Source organism: Nocardioides sp. SRI_004, from assembly GCF_057586415.1.
In genome coordinates this window covers 117,902-136,693 of sequence record NZ_JBYCZV010000015.1, presented here as the reverse complement: position 1 = coordinate 136,693, position 18,792 = coordinate 117,902, and the positions used below count along the sequence as shown (strand labels likewise).

Sequence of the window (18,792 nt, the reverse complement as noted above, 5' to 3'; positions counted from 1 at the left end):
TCGTGAAGTCGTCGTGGGGGTGGGGGGAGGTCACTGGCTGCCGAGGCGGTTGAGCAGCGTGTTCATGCCCGCACCCGCCTGCTCGTCGACGGCCGTGTTGTCCTTCTCGGTCTCGGTCAGCGAGGCGTGGAACTTGTCCAGCGCCGTGACGACGACCTTGTGCTTCTCGATCCAGGCGTCCTTCAGCTGCTGGAAGGAGAGACCGCCCGAGCCCACCCAGGCGCTCCGCATGCCCTCGAGCTGGGACTCCATGGTGGCGGAGTGCTGTCCGAACTCCTGCTTGGCCTGAACGACGCGATCGGCGATCTGCTTGAGCGCGCCCTCTGCGTGGCCGAACTCGACATTCGACATTCTGATGCTCCTTGGTCAGATGGGGCGGGTCGCGCCCCTCGGTTGACTTTCCCTTTGTTGGCTCCCGAGTGCTGCCAAAGAGCCGATGCGCTGCTTGGTACCCGTGCTCCGGCGGGGGCTAAACATCAACTCGTGAGTTCCCACAGGTAGCGGAAGAAGCCCACCGCGACGACGAGGGACCCGACCGCGAAGGAACCGCTGACGGCCTCGGCGATCTCCGCCCGTCGCGACCACCACGCCGACCGCCACCCACGTCCGACGAGCACGGCGACCAGCACCAGCAGCGCGGCAACGCCCACGGCGAGGAAGGCCACCAGCCCGGGGAGGCTGCTCCCGGACCCGGGACCGCCGGGCAGCACGCCGAGCATCACGGCGGAGACGAGGGCCAGGGCGTAGACACCGGAGAGCCGCAGCAGCCGGCGCGCCAGGGCATGGCGGTAGCTGCGGGCGGCGAACAACAGGGCGGCACCGCCGAAGCCGACGAGGCAGCGGGCGCCGATGCGGTCCAGCGGGAGATCGGCCGTCCACAGCAGCAGCGGGGCCGACAGCAGCACCACCACGAAGATCGCGGTCGTCGCCGCCCGCACGGTGCGGGTGCCGCGGCTGGCGACGTCGCCCACCGCCCGCTCCGGTACGACGATCCGCCCGCGACGTCCGGTCGGGCGCTCACGTGCGGACCACGCGGTGACGGCAAGGCGCTCGAGGTCGAGGAGGTACTGGTCCGGGACGTCGACGGCGACCTCCGGCACGAAGCGCGCTCCCAGCACGGCGACCAGGAACAGGACCGCCCACACCGTCTGCGGCGACGTGCTCGTCAGCGCCGCGACGCCGGCCAGCACGAACCAGGCCGCGCCGACCACCAGCCAGGTCCGCAGGGCCTGCTCGGCACGGCTGTCCGGTTCGGAGAGCGCACGACCGATGGCGGCGGTGACCGCCCCGGCGAGCGCGGCGGTCCCGAGCACCGTCGGCAGTCGCTCGGGAAGGGGGTCCCAGACGACCGCGAGGATCGCCGCGGCCGCGAACACCGGGGCCGCGACGACCCGCTGCGCGGCGAGCGCGCCGAACGGCAGGCAGCCGACGAGGGCGGTCGCCAGCAGCACGGCCACCGCCGGCCAGCGGTCGTCCTCGGGCAGCAGCGCGGTGCACAGGCCCGCGACGACCGCGACGCCGACGGCGACGCAGAGCCAGGTGGCGGACGCCGTACCGACCACGACCGGTGGCGCCGAGTCGCCCGCCATCGTGCGGCGGCGGGTCGGCGGCGGGATCGCCGCGGGGTCGACCGCGACGAGCATCGAGCCGGGGACCAGCCCCACGGCGCCGACCTCGTCGGTCATCCGCAGGGGCGCGCCGGTCCGGGTGACGAACGGCAGGGGCGCCGGCAGGCCCGCCTCGGCCGCGTAGGTGCGGGCCACGTCGCTCAGCGTGGCGCCGGTCGGGACGGTCAGGTCGAGCACCCCGCGCGGTCCGTGGACGGTCACCGCGGTGACCGTGCCGGCCACAGGCGGCCGGGCCCCCGTACCGGACATCGGGCCTCCCGAGATTGATGGTCCTGCCCGCAGGGTAGTCCTCGACGTCATGCGGACTCTCCTACCCGCCCCGTGCCCGGCCTATCATCGTCCGCGTCGCATCGCGACGATCGGGCGTCGACGACAGGGGACCGCAGCGTGACCGTGACCCAGGGCAGCACCGGACGACGGGCGGCCTCTCCGGGGAGCCTGACCCAACGCGGCGGCAGGGGCGAGCGCCCCGAGCTGCCCGGGGGCCAGCTCCAGATCCAGCCACCGCCGCAGCTCCAGCCGAGCGAGGGCGCCGCCGGTGTCGCGATGAACGCGATCCCGATGCTGGGCAGCCTCGGCTCGATCGTGCTGGTCGCCGGCCTGAGCGGCAGCGCGCAGAACCAGGCGCTGCGCTACATCGCCGCCGGCATGTTCCTCTTCGCGACCCTCGGCTTCATCGTCGTGCAGATCGACCGGCAGCGGAAGCAGCGCCAGCAGCAGGTGACCGGCTCGCGCACCGAGTACCTGCGCTACCTCTCCTCGGTCCGCAGCATCGCCCGCGACGCCGCCGACCAGCAGCGCCGCGCGCTGACCTGGATCCACCCCGACCCGACCGCGCTCCCGTCCCTGGCCGAGGACCGCAGCCGCGTGTGGGAGCGCTCGTCGGCCGATCCGGCCTTCCTGCAGGTGCGGTACGGCGTGTGCGCGCAGCCGCTCGCGCTCGAGCTCGTGCCGCCGGAGGGTGCCCCGATCGACGACGTCGACCCGGCATCGGCCTCCGCGCTGCACCGCCTGCTGGTGGTCCACCGCCTCCAGCCCGACCTGCCGGCGTCGATCGACCTGCGCGCCTTCGACCGGATCGAGGTCTGCGGTGGCGAGGAGGAGGCTCGCTCGATGGCGCGGGCGCTGCTCACCTCCGCGACGACCTTCCAGTCCCCCGAGAACCTCCAGGTCGCCGTCCTCGCCACCGACGCGACGCTCGCCCACTGGGACTGGGTGAAGTGGCTCCCGCACGCGCACAGCCAGCACCACAACGACGCGGTCGGCCCGGCCCGGATGGTGACGACGTCGCTCACCGACCTCGCCGGGATGCTGCCGCCGGACCTGAGCGAGCGACCGCGCTTCGGCGCCGACGAGCGGCCCGCGATCCCGCACATCGTGCTGATCACCGACGGCGCCGAGCTGCCTCCGGGCAACCACGTGATCCCGCCCGACGGCCTCCACGGCGTCACCGTGATCGACCTGCCGGCGCACTGGGGCGAGCTCGACAGCCCGACGGCGCTCCGGCTGGAGCTGGCCGACCGGCCGACCGCGGACGGCGGCGTACCCCTCATGGCCGTCCGGCTGCGCACCGACCCGGTGCGGGCGAAGGGCGACCAGTGCAGCATCGCCACCGCCGAGGCGCTGGCGCGCCGGCTCACGCCGCTGTTCACGCCGAGCGCGGGGGCGGCGGTCGGCGACGACACCGTCGACATCACCGCACCGACGGACTTCATGGACCTGCTCGGCCTCGGCGACGTCTTCGCCTTCGACCCCGACGCCGCGTGGCGCTCGCGTCCCGCGCGTGACCGGCTGCGGGTGCCGATCGGCGTCGGCGACTCGGCCGCGCCGATCCACCTCGACATCAAGGAGTCCGCCCAGCAGGGCATGGGCCCGCACGGCCTGGTGATCGGTGCGACCGGCTCCGGCAAGTCGGAGTTCCTGCGCACCCTCGTGCTCGGGCTCGCGATGACCCACTCGCCCGAGCAGCTCAACATGGTGCTCGTCGACTTCAAGGGCGGTGCGACCTTCGCCGGCATGTCGGAGATGCCGCACGTGTCGGCGGTCATCACCAACCTGTCGCAGGAGCTCACCCTCGTCGACCGCATGCAGGACGCCCTGTCCGGCGAGATGGTGCGCCGCCAGGAGCTGCTGCGCGAGGCCGGCAACTTCGCCTCGATCCGCGACTACGAGAAGGCCCGTACGTCGGGCGACCCGGCCACCGCCCAGCTGTCCCCGCTGCCGTCGCTGTTCATCGTCGTCGACGAGTTCTCCGAGATGCTCACCGCGAAGCCGGAGTTCATCGACCTCTTCGTCGCGATCGGTCGCCTCGGTCGCTCGCTCGGCCTGCACCTGCTGCTCGCCTCGCAGCGCCTGGAGGAGGGTCGACTGCGCGGCCTGGAGTCGCACCTGTCCTACCGGATCGGCCTGCGCACCTTCAGCGCCCAGGAGTCGCGTGCGGTGCTCGGCGTCCCCGACGCCTACGAGCTGCCGGCGGTGCCCGGCCTGGGCTACCTCAAGCCGGACCCGACCCAGCTGACGCGGTTCAAGGCGGCGTACGTCTCGGGACCGCCGGAGACGGGTCGTCGCCGCGTGACGCGCGACGGCGGCGGCAAGGTCGTCGGCATCCTGCCGTTCACGATCTCGGAGGTGCAGACCTTCGACGACCCGGGCGTCGACGACAGCGACGCCACGGACGCCGCCCCGTCGCCGCAGTCGGGCGAGAGCGCCTCGCTGCTCGACATCGCGGTCGCCCGGATGGAGGGCCGCGGGCTGGCGGCCCACCAGGTCTGGCTGCCGCCGCTCGACGAGCCGGACACGCTCAACCAGCTGATGCCCGACCTCGCCGCCCACCCGGACCTCGGCCTCGTGTCGCTGCGGTGGCGCCAGGCCGGGAGCCTCACGATCCCGATCGGCACCGTCGACCGGCCGCGCGAGCAGCGCCGCGACACGCTGACGATCAGCCTCAGCGGCGCGGCCGGCCACGTCGGCGTCGTCGGCGGACCACGCAGCGGCAAGTCCACGCTGCTGCGCACGATCGTGACCAGCCTGGCCCTGACGTCGACGCCGCTCGAGTCGCAGTTCTACGTCCTCGACTTCGGCGGCGGCACCTTCGCCCCGCTGTCGGCGCTGCCGCACGTCGCCGGCGTCGGGAGCCGCTCGGAGCCCGAGGTGGTGCGCCGGATCCTCGCCGAGGTCAGGGGCATCGTCGACCGGCGCGAGGCGTACTTCCGCCAGCACGGCATCGACTCCATCGAGACCTACCGCAGCCGGCGCACGCAGGGTCGCGCCGACGACGGGTACGGCGACGTCTTCCTCGTCATCGACGGCTGGGGCACGCTCCGCTCGGACTTCGACGACCTCGAGCTGGAGATCCAGCAGCTCGCCGGCCGCGGCCTGACCTTCGGCCTCCACATCGTCACCTCCTCCACCCGCTGGCCCGACTTCCGCGCCGCGATGCGCGACCTGATCGGCACCAAGCTGGAGCTCCGCCTCGGTGACCCGATCGACTCCGAGATCGACCGCAAGGTCGCCGCCCTGGTGCCCGCCAACCGGCCCGGGCGCGGCCTGGTGCCCGGCAAGCTGCACTTCCTCGGCGGCCTGCCGCGCATCGACAGCGACCCGTCGGCCGCGACGCTGGGCGACGGCGTCGACAACCTGATCTCCGCGGTCGCGAAGGCCTGGCGCGGACCGGCCGGCCCGAAGCTGCGCCTGCTGCCCGACCGGATCTCGCTCGACGAGGTGCGCGCGCTGGCCGCCACCCCGCCGGCGCGTGGCCTGCTGCTCGCGATCAACGAGAAGGAGCTCGCGCCGGTCGCCTTCGACGTCGACGCCGAGCCGCACCTGTTGCTCTTCGGCGACGGCAAGTCGGGCAAGTCCAACTTCCTGCGCACCTACTGCCAGGAGATCATGCGGACCCGGACCCCGGCCGAGGCCCAGATCGTCGTCGTCGACTACCGCCGGTCGCTGCTCGGCGAGGTGCCCGAGGAGTACCTGCTCAACTACCTCACCTCGGCGACCCAGGCCCAGCCCGCGCTGACCGACCTGGCGACGTACCTCCAGAACCGGCTGCCGGGCCCGGACGTGACGCCGGAGCAGCTGCGCAACCGGTCCTGGTGGTCGGGCGCCGAGGTGTTCGTCGTCGTCGACGACTACGACCTCGTCGCGACCCAGCAGAGCTCGCCGATCGCGCTCCTGCAGCCGCTGCTCGCGCAGGCGCGCGACGTCGGCCTGCACGTGGTGATCGCCCGCAGGTCGGGTGGCGCCTCGCGGGCCATCTACGAGCCGGTCATCCAGACCCTGCGCGACCTCGCGATGCCCGGGATCCTGCTGTCCGGCAACCGCGACGAGGGCGTGCTCATCGGCAACCTCCGGCCGGGTCCGGCCCAGCCGGGCCGCGGCCGGGTGGTGTCGCGCGACCGGGGCGCCGAGGTGGTCCAGCTGGCGTGGACGGACCCGTCGCTCTGAGGGGTGCCGCCCGAGGCCGGTCGGCGACCGGGGTCGGTCGGCGACCGGGGTCGGTCGTCCGGACGTCATACGAAGCGGTCGTCCGGACGCTCGCATCGTATGACGCAACCGCGGCCGGGCCGGTCGGGTCGGGGGACGTCATGCGAAGCGGTCGTCGGAGCGGTCGATTCGTATGACGCAAACCGGTGGCGACCCGCAGGAGCGGTCGAGCCGGCCGAGGTCACCCCTTCGGCTTGGCCTGCAGGGTCAGCAGCGTCGACGGGTTGAGCGGGTTGCGCAGCGAGTCGTAGTCGAAGAGCACGTCCTCGACCTCCCAGTCACGCGGCCTGAGGCCGTCGACGATCTCGAGCAGGTTGATGTTGTAGCGGCGGGTGAAGGACCACCAGGCGGCGCCCCGGACCTGGGCCTCGACCGTGGTGATGTCGAGGTCGGAGCGCGGGGCGTTGCGGACCCGCTTCGGGTACATGCCCAGGTCGTGGGCGAGCCTGCGGTAGTAGTCCGCGTCGTCGGCCACGCGGCGCTCGAGGAGCTCGGCGTCGCGCTGCCAGCCGACCGGCTCGAAGTGGACGACGGTGAGCTCGTCGGCGATGTCGCGCAGGCCGGGGTGGAACTTCTCGCTGATCCGCTCGACCTGCTCGATCGAGTGGTGCGAGAAGGCGACCACCTTGAGCGGACGGGGCAGGTCGGCGAGGAAGGAGAGGTCCGGCTGCGTCCAGTCGAAGGGCACGGCGGTGTAGTCGATGCGGCCGTCGTGCGCCGCCAGCACGCTGCCGCCGCCGCGGCCGGCCTCGGTGTACTCGGCACCGATGTACTTCAGTCCCTCGCTGCGCTGGTTGCCGAGCAGCAGGTAGAGCTGGAACAGGTTGGCCGACCAACCGGAGCCGAACTCGACCACGACGTTGGCGTCGCCGATCCGCTCCGCGAGGTAGCGCATCGGGCTGAAGGCCGTCCGGACGCCGTACCGGCCGTTGATGACGGCGGGGATGTAGGGGCTGGGGCGCTCGTCGACGTCGACGTCCCAGGCGTCGAGGACGCGGCGCGCGAGCGGGGCGACGCCGGGCTGCTTGCGCCAGAAGTCGACCTCGTGGTCGCCGAGGGCGAGCCGGTTCATCCGGGCGAGGATCGAGAAGAGCGAGTCCCCGGTGGCGATCTCGCGGTCGATCCGGGCGCGCGTGCGCTCCCAGGCGGTCTCGTAGCTGGCCTTGACGGCCTCACCGGTGCCCTTGGCGGTCCGGTGCTCCAGCATCCTCATCAGCGTTCTCCCGAAAGTCGTGGCTGAGGTCCGCCATCACCGTAGCCGGGAGACGACCCTCACTCGGGAGGTGCGGTCCCGGCGTGCGCCCCGTGGCCGGGCCGGGGCGAGGCGATCAGCGCGGCGAGGCCGGTGGTCACGGGGACGGCGAGCACGAGGCCGATCGACGTCACCAACGTGCGCACGACCTCCTCGGCGAGCTGCTCGGTCGAGAGCAGGTCGAGCAGGGGGCGGTCGTAGACGCGGAGCAGCATCAGCAGGATCAGGGCGGTGCCGACGTAGGCGAAGACGATCGTGTAGATCGTCGAGGCGATGTGGTCGCGGCCGATCCGCATGGCGCCGGCGAACACCTCACCGCGGGAGGCCTCCGGGCTCGCCGCACGCAGCTCCCACACGGCGGAGGCCTGGGTGATCGTGACGTCGTTGAGGACACCGAGGCCGACGATCACCATCGCGCACCCGAGCAGGGCCTGGAAGTCGAGCGCACCGAACTGGGCCACGATCAGGCCGCTCTCGTCGCTGATGCCGGTCAGGAGGGCGTCCCCGATCGCGATCACGCCGATCCCGGCCGTGAGCACGATGCCGACGAGCGTGCCGGCCAGCGCCACGCTCGTGCGCAGGGAGACGCCGTGGGTCATGTACAGGACGACGAACATGATCGCGGCCGCGCTGGTGAGGGCGACACCGACGCCGGGAGCCCCGTCGAGCAGGGCGGGCAGCAACCACCACCACACGACGCCGCCGCCGAAGGCGAGGCCGACCAGTGCGAACAGGCCGCGCAGCCGCGCGATCGACAGCACCACCGCGACGAAGGCGACCGCCAGCCACGCGAGCGTGCCGTTGCGCTCCGTCGCGAAGTAGGAGTACGACACCTCCTCGCCGTCCTGCGCCTCGGGCGTCGGCGTGCGCTGGAGCTCCACCCGGTCGCCCTTGCCGATCCCGGAGTCGAGCACGTCCGGGAGCACGGGTACGACGACCGGCTCGTCCTCGCCCTCGATCTCCACGCTCAACGTGCTGCAGCCCGAGTTGTCGGGGAGGCCATCGCCGGGGCACCGCGGCGCGACCTCCACGACCTCGCCGCTGGGGAAGGTCACCCCCGGCGCGGCGAACTGCGCAGCCTCGCCACCGGACTTCACCGCACGGTCGATCGCGTCGCCCGCCGGCCACCAGACGACGAGCCCCACCAGCGTGAGCAGCAGGGCGACACCGAGGCTCGCGAGCAGGACGGCGCGCGCCGTCGTACCGACCCGGATCTCGTCGTCGATGCCGTTCGTCGCCCGGTGGGAGTGGCCGTGACCCATGGGCACCAGCCTCTCAGGTCACCAGCTCGACTTCGTCACCCCGGGCAGCTCACCCCGGTGGGCCATCTCGCGGAAGCGGATGCGCGAGAGCCCGGCCTTGCGGAGGTACCCCCGCGGTCGGCCGTCGACCTGGTCGCGGTTGCGGAGCCTGACCGGCGAGGCGTCGCGCGGCAGGCGGCCGAGCGCCTGCACCGCCTCGGCCAGCTCGGTCGATCCGGGCCCCGCCCGGCGGACCGCGTCCTTGAGCGCGGCCCGCCGGGCGGCGTACCTCTCGACCGTCGCGCGGCGGCGCGCCTCGGCGGCGATCTTCGACTGCTTCGCCACGCCTCAGCGCTCCTCGCGGAAGTCGACGTGCCGGCGCGCGACGGGGTCGTACTTGCTGAGCACGAGCCGGTCGGGGTCGTTGCGCCGGTTCTTGCGGGTGACGTAGGTGTAGCCGGTGCCTGCGGTGGACCGCAGCTTCACGATCGGCCGCACGTCGCTGCCCTTCTTCGCCATGTCAGTACCTCTCTCCTCGGGCGCGGAGGTCGGCCACGACGGCCTCGATCCCCCGCTGGTCGATGGTCTTGATGCCGCGGGCGCTGACCCGCAGCGTCACGTGCCGCCCCAGCGACGGCACCCAGTAGCGCTTGCGCTGGACGTTGACGTCGAAGCGCCGCCGGGTGCGGCGGTGCGAGTGGGACACGTGGTTGCCGAACGCCGGCTGGGCGCCGGTCACCTGGCAGGTGCGTGCCATGCCTTCTCCTTCCGGTCGTGCGTGTGCCATGATTGAGAACGATTCTCATTCTAAACACAGCAGGAGGGCAACACCGTGAAGCCAGGAATCCATCCCGAGTACGGCGCCGTGGCGTTCCGGGACCGGGCGACGGGCGACCTCGTCCTCACCCGGTCGACGCTCGCCGCCCGGCCGGCGGCCGAGGCGGTCGAGGTCGACGGACGCAGCTACCCGGTCGTCGACGTCGACGTCTCCGTGCACAGCCACCCCTTCTGGACGGGGAAGGGCCGCGTGCTCGACAGCGAGGGCCGGGTCGAGGCGTTCGAGAGGCGCTACGGAAAGGGTGCGCGATGAGGGTTCCCGCCGTCCTGGTCGCCGGCGTCGACCCCGACGCGATGGCCTCCGCGATGGTCGGCCTGCAGTTCGACCTGCCCGGCGCCGTCGCCGTCCGCCACCACATCGACGTCGAGCGCGGCGTGCTCACCCGCACGGTCAGCGACCTCACCGGCGTCGTCGAGTCCCACGAGACGTTGCTCGAGCACGCGTGCGTGAGCTGCGCGATCCGCGAGGACATCCTGCCGACCCTCGAGCGGCTCGCCGCCGACGGTCGGTGGCAGAGCATCGTCGCCCACCTCCCCGTCGGCGCCGAGGCCGCGCACCTGTGCTCGGTGCTGACGTGGGACACCCGGCTCGCCCGCTTCCTGCGGGTGTCCGCCGTGGTGGCCGCCGTCTCCTCGCGGCACCCGGTCCGCGACCTGCTCGGCGACGACCTGCTCGCCGACCGGGGCCGCCAGTGCTCGCACGACGACCGCCGCGGCGTCGGCGAGGTGCTCGCCGCGATGGTGGAGTACGCCGACGTGGTGGCCTTCGACGACGCCGTCGACCCGGTCGCGGCGGGTCTGGTCGCCGCCCTCGCGCGGCCCGGCGTGGTCGTCGTACAGGGCGGGCACGGGCTCGACGGAGCCGCGCTCACCGGGCGGCTGCACCAGCACGCCCGGACCGACGCGTGGACCGACCCGGCCCGCGGCGACGCGCTTCCGGACATCACGACCGAGGGCGTGTGGCGCCTCGACCTCCAGTCCACGCGGGCGTTCCACCCCGAGCGGCTCCTGGAGTCGCTGGAGAGCCTGGGGTCCGGGGCGCACCGCTCGCGGGGCTGCTTCTGGCTCCCCACGCGACCGGGCCGCATCCTCGAGTGGGACGGCGCGGGGGGCCAGCTCAGCATCGGGGACCACGGCGCGTGGGGGCGGCGTACGCCCTTCACGCGAGTGGTGCTCACCGGCGTCGGCGCCGCGCCGGCCCACCTGCGCCCGTCGTTCGAGGCGCTGCTGGCAGTCCCCGGCGAGGCCGGCCGCTCGGCGACCGAGGACGGCTTCGAACCGTGGCTCGGCCCGATCCGGGAGGTGGCGTGATGGCGGTCCCGAAGCGGCGTACGTCGCGCAGCAACACCCGGCACCGCCGCGCTCAGTGGAAGGCCACCGCGCCGGACCTCGTGCCGGTCACCATCGACGGCGAGCGGTTCCGGGTGCCGCGCCGCCTCGTCGGCGCGGTCATGGACGGCCTCGTCGATCCCCGCACCGGGAGGAGGACGCGATGAAGGTCCGCAACTCGATCCGCTCGCTCAAGAACCAGCCCGGCGCGCAGGTCGTCCGCCGCCGGGGCCGGATCTACGTGATCAACAAGCAGAACCCGCGGATGAAGGGACGGCAGGGCTGAGCGGTCGCCCCGGGCAGTCGGCGTCCTACGATGCCGCGGTGCCCCGCGTCCCCGTCGTCGCCCTCACCGGCCACCTCGGCGCCGGCAAGACGACCGTGCTCAACCACCTGCTCCGCCAGCCCGGCGCGCGCGTCGGCGTGGTCGTCAACGACTTCGGGGCGATCAACGTCGACGCGGCGCTGGTCAGCGGCCAGGTCGACGAGCCGGCGTCGATCGCCGGCGGGTGCCTGTGCTGCCTCGAGGACGCCGGCGGCCTCGACGGGGCGCTGGAGAAGCTGGCCCAGCCGCGGCGTGGGCTCGACGTGATCGTCGTCGAGGCGAGCGGCATCGCCGAGCCCGGCGCGCTGGCGCAGATGATCCGGGCGAGTGCCGCGCCGAACGTCCGCCCCGGCGGTGTCGTGGACGTGGTCGACGCGGTGGAGTACTTCGACACCGTCGACGGCGGCGGCCTGCCACCGGCCCGGTTCAGCGTCGCCACGCTGGTGGTGCTCAACAAGTGCGACCTCGCGGACGAGGAGACGCTGCGCCGGATCGAGGCGCGTGTGCGGGAGATCAACCCGCGCGTGCACGTCCTACGCACGACGGGCGGGCGGGTCGACCCCGCCCTCGTGTACGACGTCGCGTCGGTCGAGGAGCCCGAGGACGAGCTTCCGCTCGCCGCCCTGCTCCGCGCCGAGCGCCCGGCGGCGGACGGCCACGCGCACGCCGCGTCGGTCACCGTGACGGCGGACGAGCCGGTCGACCCGGCCGCGCTCGATGCCCTGCTGGCCGCACCTCCCGAGGGCGCCTACCGGATCAAGGGCACGGTCACGACCCGCCACGGCAGGCGACTGCGCGGGCACGTCGTGCACGTGGTCGGCCGGCAGGTGCACGTGGAGCCGTGCCCGCCGCCGGAGCGCAGCACGCTGGTCGCCATCGGGCTGCACCTCGACCCCGAGGCGGCCCGGCCGGCGCTGGCAGCGGGACTCAGCCCTGCCCAACCAAACTAGAACACGTTATCGTTTCGCCATGAGCGAGACCGCCGCCGCGAGCACCCCCCTCCTCCCCGAGTACGACGTCGTCGTGGTCGGCTCCGGCGGCGGGGCCCTGACCGGGGCCGCGCTCGCGGCGAAGGCCGGGCTGCGGACGCTGGTCCTCGAGCGGACGCCCCTGATCGGCGGCACGTCGGCGTACTCGGGCGGCGCATGCTGGCTGCCGGGCACCGAGGTGCAGCAGCGGGCCGGTCTGCCGGACTCCACCGAGGGCGCGCGGGCCTATCTCGCGGCAGTGCTCGAGAAGCCGGACCAGGACCGGGTCGAGGCGCTGCTGACCCAGGCGCCGAGGCTGGTCTCCGCACTGGAGGCCGACCCGCTCATGGAGTTCGAGTGGATCCCCTTCTCGGAGTACTACGACGCCCCCGGCCGGGTGCCGATGGGCCGCTCGATCCAGCCGAAGGCGATCCGGCGCGACGAGCTCGACCCACGGGTCGGCGCGATCCTGCGGCCGCCGGTCGAGCGCGACCGCGCCGGCCGGCCGGGCCGCTCGACACTGTCCGGCGGGCAGGCGCTGATCGGCCGGCTCGCGGCGATGGCGCTGCGCGACGGCGGCACGATCGCGGTCGGCCACGACGTGAGCGGATTCGGTCGTGACGAGTCCGGCCGCGTGACGACGGTGCTCTCGACCGGGCCCGACGGCCCCGTCGAGGTGCGCGCGACGCGCGGGATCCTCGTCGCCGCCGGCGGCTTCGAGGGCAGCGCCGAGCGCCGCTCGCTGCACGGCACGCCCGGCCGCGCCGAGTGGTCGATGGCGCCGCGCGGCACCAACACCGGCGACGTCATCGACGCCGCCGCGGCGATCGGCGCGGCGACCGACTGGTCCGGCGAGGGCTGGTTCTGCCCCGGCCTGCTCCAGCCCGACGGCAGCGGCACCTTCACCCTCGGCTTCCGCAGCGGGCTGATGGTCGACCAGACCGGGCAGCGCTACGGCAATGAGTGCCTGCCCTACGACCGGTTCGGCCGGGTCATGGCGGCGGCGCCCGAGCGGACCCCGTCGTGGTTCGTCTTCGACTCCAGCGAGGGCGGCCGACTGCCGGCGATCGCGATGCCCGAGGGCGACCCGGCCGAGCACCTCGCCGCCGGCACCTGGGTCCAGGCCGACACCATCGAGGAGCTCGCCGTCGCCGCCGGGCTCGACCCCGTCGTACTCACCGCGACGGTGGAGCGCTTCAACGGCTTCGCCGCGACCGGCGTCGACGAGGACTTCGGCCGGGGCACCGACGAGTACGACACCTTCTTCGCCTCCGCCGGCAGCCCGAACAAGGCACTCGTCCCGGTCGCACAGGGCCCCTTCCACGCCGCGCAGTTCGTGCTGTCCGACCTCGGCACCAAGGGCGGCCTGGTCACCGACGCGTCCGGCCGCGTGCTCGACGAGGCGGGCGACCCCCTCCCCGGCCTGTACGCCGCCAGCAACTCGACGGCATCGGTCTTCGGGTCGGCCTACCCCGGCCCGGGCGCGCCGCTCGGCGCGGCGATGGCGTTCGCGTCGCTCGCGGTGGAGGACATGCTGCGCTGAGCCGCGCTCGTCGGGTGGGTCAGCGGGAGCTGATCCGCCCGAGCACCCGCTCGGTGAAGTCGCCGAGCGCGAGCACCTGCTCGTGGCTCGCACCCTCGAAGAAGAGGTCGCGGACCAGCTCGACGTGGGCTGGGGCCGCCGCCTCGATCGCCGCGCGGCCCTCGGGGGTCAGGTCGACGAACGCGCCCCGGCGGTCGTCGGCGCAGTGGCGGCGCTCGACGAGGCCGCGGGCCTCCATCCTGGACACCTGCTTCGAGACCCGGCTCTTCTCCCACTGGAGGCGCTCGCCGAGCTCGAACATCCGCAAGGACCCGTCGTCAGCCAGCTCGGAGGTGAGCTCGACGAGGATGGCGTAGTCGGAGAGCGAGAGGCCCGTCGTCGACTGGAGCTGGCGGTTGATCACGGCATTCAGCTGCGCGTGCACGTCGAGGAAGCCGCGCCACGCGCGCTGCTCGTCGTCGTCCAGCCAGTTCGTCGTTCCCATCACGCCGATTCTAGCCGAGAATGTTGACATATCCACGACTTCGGGAGCATGGTGGTTGACATGGCAACTATCGACATCGACGCGATCACCAAGGACCGCGAGCGGATCAGGAGGGAGTACCTCGCCCCGGAGGGCGAGCGGCCCGCCAGCAGCGCCCGCGGGATCCACCACGCAGCCCTGCTCTCGTCGGACGTGCGGCGTACCGTCGACTTCTACCAGGGGCTGCTGGAGTTCCCCCTGACCGAGATCTTCGAGAACCGCGACTACGCCGGCTCCGACCACTTCTTCTTCGACGTGGGCGCCGGCAACCTGCTCGCCTTCTTCACCCTGCCGGGCCTCGACCTCGGCCCCTACCGCGAGGTCCTCGGCGGCCACCACCACCTCGCGATCTCGGTGACCCGGGAGAAGTGGGACTACCTGCGGGCCAAGCTCGACGACGCCGGCATCGACTACCACCTCGAGTCGAAGGTGTCGCTCTACTTCCCCGGCCCCGACGGCGAGCGCCTCGAGCTGCTGGCGGACCCGCTCGGCGAGATGTACGGCACGAAGGTCCTCTGAGCCGGGCCGGGCGCCTCGTGTGACGTATTGCACTCGTCCCAGAGGGCGGCCGGATTGGCCCCCCGTGGGGTCGGCGGGCCTACGATCGACCGGCTTTTGTCGACTCTGCTATAGGGGATTTCGTTGAGCGTCATCGAGGACAAGTTCGACCGCTGGAAGCACCACGAGGAGCTCGCGGAGGCGATGATCCCGATCGTCGGCAAGCTGCACCGCGAGAAGGACGTCACGATCCTGCTCCACAGCCGCTCGCTGGTGAACAAGTCGGTCATCGACATCCTGAAGACGCACCGCTACGCGCGCCAGATCGACGGCGTCGAGCTCTCCGTCACCGACACCTTCCCCTTCCTCGAGGCGATCGCCGGCCTCGACCTCGGCGCCGCCAAGATCGACCTCGCCCTGCTGATCCGCGCCTACCGCGCCGCCGGCGAGCCGGACTCGGTCGCCGCGTTCACCGCCGAGGCGCTGGCCGAGGCGACGGGTGACAACAAGGTCCCCGGCCCGGGCTCGCAGGACGTCGTCCTCTACGGCTTCGGCCGCATCGGCCGCCTCGTCGCGCGCCTGCTCGTCGAGAAGTCCGGCTCGGGCAACGGCCTGCGCCTGCGGGCCGTCGTCGTCCGCAAGGGCAAGGGCGACGACCTGAAGAAGCGCGCCTCGCTGCTGCGCCGCGACTCGATCCACGGAGCCTTCAACGGCTCGATCACGGTGGACGAGGAGAAGAGCCAGATCATCGCCAACGGCAACGTGATCCAGGTGATCTACTCGAACTCGCCCGCCGAGATCGACTACACCGAGTACGGCATCGACGACGCCATCCTCATCGACAACACCGGCATCTGGCGCGACCGCGAGGGCCTCTCGCAGCACCTGCGCCCCGGCATCGCCAAGGTCCTGCTGACCGCTCCGGGCAAGGGCGACGTCCCGAACATCGTCCACGGCGTCAACCACCTCGGCGTCGACCTCGACGAGAAGGTGCTCTCCTGCGCCTCCTGCACCACCAACGCGATCGTCCCGCCGCTGAAGGCGATGGAGGACGCGTTCGGCATCAGCCGCGGCCACGTCGAGACCGTCCACTCGTTCACCAACGACCAGAACCTGCTGGACAACTACCACAAGGCCGACCGCCGCGGCCGCTCCGCGCCGCTCAACCTGGTCATCACCGAGACCGGCGCCGCCTCGGCCGTCGCCAAGGTCCTCCCCGACCTCGACGCCAAGATCACCGGCAACTCGATCCGCGTCCCCACGCCGGACGTCTCGATCGCCATCCTGAGCCTGCAGCTCAAGCGCGAGACCACCCGCGAGGAGGTCAACGAGCACCTGCGCCAGGCCTCGCTCGTCGGCCCGCTGGCCCGCAACCTCGACTACACGACGGCGACCGACGCGGTCTCGACCGACTTCATCGGCGCCCGCGCGGCCTCGATCGTGGACGGCGGCGCCTCGATCGTCGACGGCGACTCGGCGATCCTCTACGTCTGGTACGACAACGAGTTCGGCTACTCCTGCCAGGTGCTGCGCACCGTGCAGTACATCTCGGGCGTGGAGTACAAGACCTTCCCGCAGGCCTGACGCGCCACGAGACCGGGCGAGCCGGTGCCGGAACTGTGTGTCCACAGTCCCAGCGCCGGCTCGCGGCGTCTCGAGACGGTCGCTGCGCGACCTCCTCGACGAACTAGCTGGACGTCTCCGCGACGATCTCGGAGAGCCGGCGCACCTGCGCGACCTTCTCCTCGTCGGTCGCGGCCAGCGGGTTGAGCAGCAGCGTGCGCACGCCCGCGGCGTGGAGGTCGACGACGTGCTGGCGGACCGCGTCCTCGTCGCCCAGCAGGCTCACCGCGTCGACCAGGTCGTCGGGTACGGCGGCCGCGGCCTCCGCCTTGCGCCCGTCGAGGTAGAGGTCCTGGATCTCCGCGGCCTCGGACTCGTACCCGTAGCGGCGGGCCAGCTGGTTGTAGAAGTTCTTGTCGCGCGCACCCATGCCGCCGATGTAGAGCGCGAGCTGGTTGCGGATCGCCTGCACGGCCTCGGGCGACGGCTCGCCGAGGTGGAAGGCGATCTGGAGCTGGATGTCGAGCTCACCGAGGGCCGGGTCGCGCTTGGCGAAGCCCTCCTCCAGCGACTCGCCCCACGCCCGCTGTGCCTTGTGCGGGTGGAAGAACAGCGGCTGCCAGCCGTTCGCGAGCTCGGCGACCAGCGCGACGTTCTTCGGGCCGAGCGCGGCGACGGAGATCGGGATCTCGCTGCGGACGGGGTGGTTGATGATCTTGAGCGGCTTGCCCAGGCCCGACCCGCCGTCGTCCTTGGTCAGCGGCACCGTGTAGTGGCGGCCGCGGTACTCGACGGGCTGGCGCTGCCAGACCTGCCGGCAGATCTCGATCACCTCGCGCGTGCGACCGAGCGGGGCGTCGTACTTGACGCCGTGGAAGCCCTCGATGACCTGCGGGCCGGACGCGCCGAGGCCGAGGGTGAACCGGCCACCCGAGACGAAGTCCAGGCCCGCGGCGGTCATCGCGGTCAGCGACGGGGTCCGCGTGTAGATCTGGAAGATCGCCGACATCAGCTCGAGCTTCTCGGTGCGCGCGGCGATGTAGCCGAGCTGGCTGACGGCGTCGAAGGAGTAGGCCTCCGGGATCGCCACCAGCTCGAGGCCGTTGCGCTCGTACTCCTGCAGCAGCTCGACCGTCTCGGCGAAGCCGCCCGAGTAGTCGATGATCATTCCGAGGCGCATGGCGCTCCTTCTCTCCTGGGCTCTGGTGGTCGGCGAGACTACCGACCGCCGGCCACGCGCAGCGTCGTCGCCGTGACGTACGACGCCTCCTCGCTCATCAGCCAGGCGACCGCACCCGCGATCTCCTCCGGCTGCCCGGCGCGGCCGAGCGGGATCTGCGGCGCCATCCGCACGACCCGGCCGGGGTCCCCCGTCGTCGTGTGCAGCTCGGTCTCGATCAGGCCGGGAGCGACGGCCACGACGCGGATGCCGCGGTCGGCGAGCTCGAGGCCGAGGCCGCGCGTCAGCAGGTCGAGGCCGGCCTTCGCGGCGGCGTAGTGCACGTACTCCCCCGGCGAGCCGATCGTCGCGGCGCCCGAGGTGATGTTCACGATCACGCCGCCGCGCCCCAGCCGGTGCACCGCGGCCCGCGCGACGAGGATCGGGGCGGTCAGGTTCACGTCGATGGTGCGGCGCACCTCGTCGGCCGGGGTGTCGGCGAGCGGGGCGAACCGGTAGGTGGCGCCGGCGTTGTTGACGACGCCGGTCAGGGCGCCGAGGTCGTCCGCGGCGGCGTACAGCGCGTCGATGCCCTCGTCGGTCGTCAGGTCCCCCGGCACCGCGACGCACCGGACGCCGACGGCCTCGAGCCGCGCGACGACGGCGGCAGCGCTGGCCGCGTCGCTGCGGTGGCCGAGGACGAGGTCGTGGCCCTCCGCTGCGAGCCGGGCCGCGACGGCCGCCCCGATCCCGCGGGTCCCTCCGGTGACGATGGTGAGTGGCATGCGCGAATCCTGCCAAGCGCAACCGGCCGGCGGCGCGACGGCACCCTACGATGAGGCCAGCGAGGAGGGAGGCAGCCGTGACCGAGCGCCAGGTACGACGCAACGGGTCCTTGCGCGACACGTGGTTCCAGGCCGCCAACGAGATCCTCGCGAGCCAGGGCTACGGCGCCCTCAAGCTGGCCCCCCTGTGCCAGCGGCTCGGCGTCACCACCGGCTCCTTCTACCACTCGTTCGACAACTGGCAGGACTTCACCGACGCCCTGCTCGACGCGTGGCTCGAGCAGCGCACACAGCAGACGGTCGACATCGTCAACCAGCACGCCGATCCCGTCGACCGGCTGCTGATGCTCGCCGAGGCCAGCTCCCGGCTGCTGCACCGCACCGAGGCGGCCATCCGGGTCTGGGCCGGCGTCGACGAGCGGGTCGGCGCGATCCAGCGCCAGGTGGACGAGAAGCGCTACCAGGTCGTCCACGCGGCGCTCGTCGAGACCGTCGGCGCGGAGCTCGCACCCCGCTACGCGAGCTGGGCGCTGAGCACCCTCGTCGGCTTCGAGATGCTGGCCGACGGCCACGACCGGGAGCAGCTGGTGTGGTCGCTCGAGCAGGTGCTGGCTGCTGCCGGGGCGAGCCGCTGACGGCTCCCTTGTGGTCCGTCG

The 18,792-nt window shown here is 72.6% G+C and carries 20 protein-coding genes; 10 read left to right on the top strand and 10 right to left on the bottom strand.

Going from position 1 to position 18,792, the window contains the following annotated elements; translation table 11 throughout:
* Positions 1-30 precede the first annotated feature (30 nt).
* Both AC2YHB_RS19805 and AC2YHB_RS19800 read right to left on the bottom strand, forming a co-directional pair.
* Complete coding sequence (locus AC2YHB_RS19805) at positions 31-351, bottom strand: WXG100 family type VII secretion target (protein ID WP_036549952.1); 321 nt, start codon at positions 349-351, stop codon at positions 31-33.
* A gap of 125 nt (positions 352-476) precedes the next feature.
* Entirely contained in the window at positions 477-1,829 is a 1,353-nt protein-coding gene (locus tag AC2YHB_RS19800; RefSeq protein ID WP_179649037.1) for a hypothetical protein, read from the bottom strand.
* Positions 1,830-2,015: 186 nt separating this feature from the next.
* Here AC2YHB_RS19800 and eccCa point away from each other — a divergent pair, with 186 nt between their 5' ends.
* Complete coding sequence (eccCa, locus tag AC2YHB_RS19795) at positions 2,016-6,074, top strand: type VII secretion protein EccCa (protein WP_487354511.1); 4,059 nt, start codon at positions 2,016-2,018, stop codon at positions 6,072-6,074.
* 220 nt (positions 6,075-6,294) lie between these two features.
* On the opposite strand, the gene AC2YHB_RS19790 is transcribed toward eccCa, so the two are convergent.
* The 5 genes from AC2YHB_RS19790 to rpmB form a co-directional block, all read right to left on the bottom strand.
* Positions 6,295-7,320, bottom strand: a complete 1,026-nt coding sequence (locus AC2YHB_RS19790) for a hypothetical protein (protein WP_487354510.1) — start codon at positions 7,318-7,320, stop codon at positions 6,295-6,297.
* A 65-nt stretch (positions 7,321-7,385) separates the two neighbouring features.
* Positions 7,386-8,627 carry a YibE/F family protein gene (locus AC2YHB_RS19785; RefSeq protein ID WP_179649035.1) on the bottom strand — a complete coding sequence of 414 codons (1,242 nt, stop codon included), beginning with the start codon at positions 8,625-8,627 and terminating at the stop codon, positions 7,386-7,388.
* Between the two features lie 18 nt (positions 8,628-8,645).
* The gene (gene rpsN / locus AC2YHB_RS19780) at positions 8,646-8,951 is read right to left on the bottom strand and encodes a 30S ribosomal protein S14 (RefSeq protein WP_207008401.1); all 306 of its coding nucleotides are present in this window, start codon (positions 8,949-8,951) and stop codon (positions 8,646-8,648) included.
* 3 nt (positions 8,952-8,954) lie between these two features.
* Complete coding sequence (rpmG, locus tag AC2YHB_RS19775; RefSeq protein WP_036549943.1) at positions 8,955-9,125, bottom strand: 50S ribosomal protein L33; 171 nt, start codon at positions 9,123-9,125, stop codon at positions 8,955-8,957.
* A gap of 1 nt (position 9,126) precedes the next feature.
* Positions 9,127-9,363, bottom strand: coding sequence for a 50S ribosomal protein L28 (rpmB, locus tag AC2YHB_RS19770; protein ID WP_036549941.1), 237 nt, complete (start codon positions 9,361-9,363; stop codon positions 9,127-9,129).
* A gap of 75 nt (positions 9,364-9,438) precedes the next feature.
* On the opposite strand from rpmB, the gene AC2YHB_RS19765 reads away from it, so the two are divergent.
* Genes AC2YHB_RS19765 through AC2YHB_RS19740 form a run of 6 tightly spaced genes read left to right on the top strand, consistent with a single transcriptional unit; the run spans position 9,439 to position 13,608 of the window.
* The gene (locus tag AC2YHB_RS19765) at positions 9,439-9,696 is read left to right on the top strand and encodes a type B 50S ribosomal protein L31 (protein WP_179649034.1); all 258 of its coding nucleotides are present in this window, start codon (positions 9,439-9,441) and stop codon (positions 9,694-9,696) included.
* Entirely contained in the window at positions 9,693-10,754 is a 1,062-nt protein-coding gene (locus AC2YHB_RS19760; RefSeq protein ID WP_179649033.1) for a GTP-binding protein, read from the top strand. Before AC2YHB_RS19765 ends, AC2YHB_RS19760 begins: the two co-directional genes overlap by 4 nt.
* Positions 10,754-10,939, top strand: a complete 186-nt coding sequence (gene rpmF, locus AC2YHB_RS19755; RefSeq protein ID WP_036549932.1) for a 50S ribosomal protein L32 — start codon at positions 10,754-10,756, stop codon at positions 10,937-10,939. Before AC2YHB_RS19760 ends, rpmF begins: the two co-directional genes overlap by 1 nt.
* The gene (gene ykgO, locus AC2YHB_RS19750) at positions 10,936-11,058 is read left to right on the top strand and encodes a type B 50S ribosomal protein L36 (protein WP_036549929.1); all 123 of its coding nucleotides are present in this window, start codon (positions 10,936-10,938) and stop codon (positions 11,056-11,058) included. The genes rpmF and ykgO overlap by 4 nt, the downstream gene beginning before the upstream one ends.
* Positions 11,059-11,096: 38 nt before the next feature.
* Positions 11,097-12,047, top strand: a complete 951-nt coding sequence (locus tag AC2YHB_RS19745; RefSeq protein ID WP_179649032.1) for a CobW family GTP-binding protein — start codon at positions 11,097-11,099, stop codon at positions 12,045-12,047.
* 19 nt (positions 12,048-12,066) lie between these two features.
* Positions 12,067-13,608 (top strand): FAD-dependent oxidoreductase, encoded by a 1,542-nt coding sequence (locus tag AC2YHB_RS19740; RefSeq protein ID WP_179649031.1) that lies wholly within the window; start codon positions 12,067-12,069, stop codon positions 13,606-13,608.
* Positions 13,609-13,627: 19 nt separating this feature from the next.
* On the opposite strand, the gene AC2YHB_RS19735 is transcribed toward AC2YHB_RS19740, so the two are convergent.
* Positions 13,628-14,092 carry a MarR family winged helix-turn-helix transcriptional regulator gene (locus AC2YHB_RS19735; protein ID WP_487354509.1) on the bottom strand — a complete coding sequence of 155 codons (465 nt, stop codon included), beginning with the start codon at positions 14,090-14,092 and terminating at the stop codon, positions 13,628-13,630.
* A gap of 60 nt (positions 14,093-14,152) precedes the next feature.
* On the opposite strand from AC2YHB_RS19735, the gene AC2YHB_RS19730 reads away from it, so the two are divergent.
* Entirely contained in the window at positions 14,153-14,650 is a 498-nt protein-coding gene (locus AC2YHB_RS19730; RefSeq protein ID WP_487354508.1) for a VOC family protein, read from the top strand.
* A gap of 123 nt (positions 14,651-14,773) precedes the next feature.
* Positions 14,774-16,213: a glyceraldehyde-3-phosphate dehydrogenase gene (locus tag AC2YHB_RS19725; protein ID WP_487354507.1), complete on the top strand. Its 1,440-nt coding sequence runs from the start codon at positions 14,774-14,776 to the stop codon at positions 16,211-16,213.
* Positions 16,214-16,316: 103 nt separating this feature from the next.
* On the opposite strand, the gene AC2YHB_RS19720 is transcribed toward AC2YHB_RS19725, so the two are convergent.
* Positions 16,317-17,372 carry an LLM class F420-dependent oxidoreductase gene (locus AC2YHB_RS19720; protein ID WP_036549920.1) on the bottom strand — a complete coding sequence of 352 codons (1,056 nt, stop codon included), beginning with the start codon at positions 17,370-17,372 and terminating at the stop codon, positions 16,317-16,319.
* A 38-nt stretch (positions 17,373-17,410) separates the two neighbouring features.
* The gene (locus AC2YHB_RS19715) at positions 17,411-18,136 is read right to left on the bottom strand and encodes an SDR family NAD(P)-dependent oxidoreductase (protein WP_487354506.1); all 726 of its coding nucleotides are present in this window, start codon (positions 18,134-18,136) and stop codon (positions 17,411-17,413) included.
* Positions 18,137-18,213: 77 nt separating this feature from the next.
* Here AC2YHB_RS19715 and AC2YHB_RS19710 point away from each other — a divergent pair, with 77 nt between their 5' ends.
* Positions 18,214-18,771, top strand: a complete 558-nt coding sequence (locus tag AC2YHB_RS19710; RefSeq protein WP_179649029.1) for a TetR/AcrR family transcriptional regulator — start codon at positions 18,214-18,216, stop codon at positions 18,769-18,771.
* Positions 18,772-18,792 lie beyond the last annotated feature (21 nt).

Excerpts from the sequence above, each read along its gene's own strand:
- AC2YHB_RS19720 (WP_036549920.1), bottom strand. The coding sequence starts at position 17,372 with ATGCGCCTCGGAATGATCATCGACTACTCGGGCGGCTTCGCCGAGACG.
- AC2YHB_RS19805 (WP_036549952.1), bottom strand. The coding sequence starts at position 351 with ATGTCGAATGTCGAGTTCGGCCACGCAGAGGGCGCGCTCAAGCAGATC.
- AC2YHB_RS19790 (WP_487354510.1), bottom strand. The coding sequence starts at position 7,320 with ATGCTGGAGCACCGGACCGCCAAGGGCACCGGTGAGGCCGTCAAGGCC.
- AC2YHB_RS19760 (WP_179649033.1), top strand. The coding sequence starts at position 9,693 with ATGAGGGTTCCCGCCGTCCTGGTCGCCGGCGTCGACCCCGACGCGATG.
- AC2YHB_RS19735 (WP_487354509.1), bottom strand. The coding sequence starts at position 14,092 with ATGGGAACGACGAACTGGCTGGACGACGACGAGCAGCGCGCGTGGCGC.
- ykgO (WP_036549929.1), top strand. The coding sequence starts at position 10,936 with ATGAAGGTCCGCAACTCGATCCGCTCGCTCAAGAACCAGCCCGGCGCG.
- AC2YHB_RS19715 (WP_487354506.1), bottom strand. The coding sequence starts at position 18,136 with ATGCCACTCACCATCGTCACCGGAGGGACCCGCGGGATCGGGGCGGCC.
- rpmF (WP_036549932.1), top strand. The coding sequence starts at position 10,754 with ATGGCGGTCCCGAAGCGGCGTACGTCGCGCAGCAACACCCGGCACCGC.
- rpmB (WP_036549941.1), bottom strand. The coding sequence starts at position 9,363 with ATGGCACGCACCTGCCAGGTGACCGGCGCCCAGCCGGCGTTCGGCAAC.
- rpmG (WP_036549943.1), bottom strand. The coding sequence starts at position 9,125 with ATGGCGAAGAAGGGCAGCGACGTGCGGCCGATCGTGAAGCTGCGGTCC.
- AC2YHB_RS19740 (WP_179649031.1), top strand. The coding sequence starts at position 12,067 with ATGAGCGAGACCGCCGCCGCGAGCACCCCCCTCCTCCCCGAGTACGAC.
- AC2YHB_RS19730 (WP_487354508.1), top strand. The coding sequence starts at position 14,153 with ATGGCAACTATCGACATCGACGCGATCACCAAGGACCGCGAGCGGATC.
- AC2YHB_RS19785 (WP_179649035.1), bottom strand. The coding sequence starts at position 8,627 with ATGGGTCACGGCCACTCCCACCGGGCGACGAACGGCATCGACGACGAG.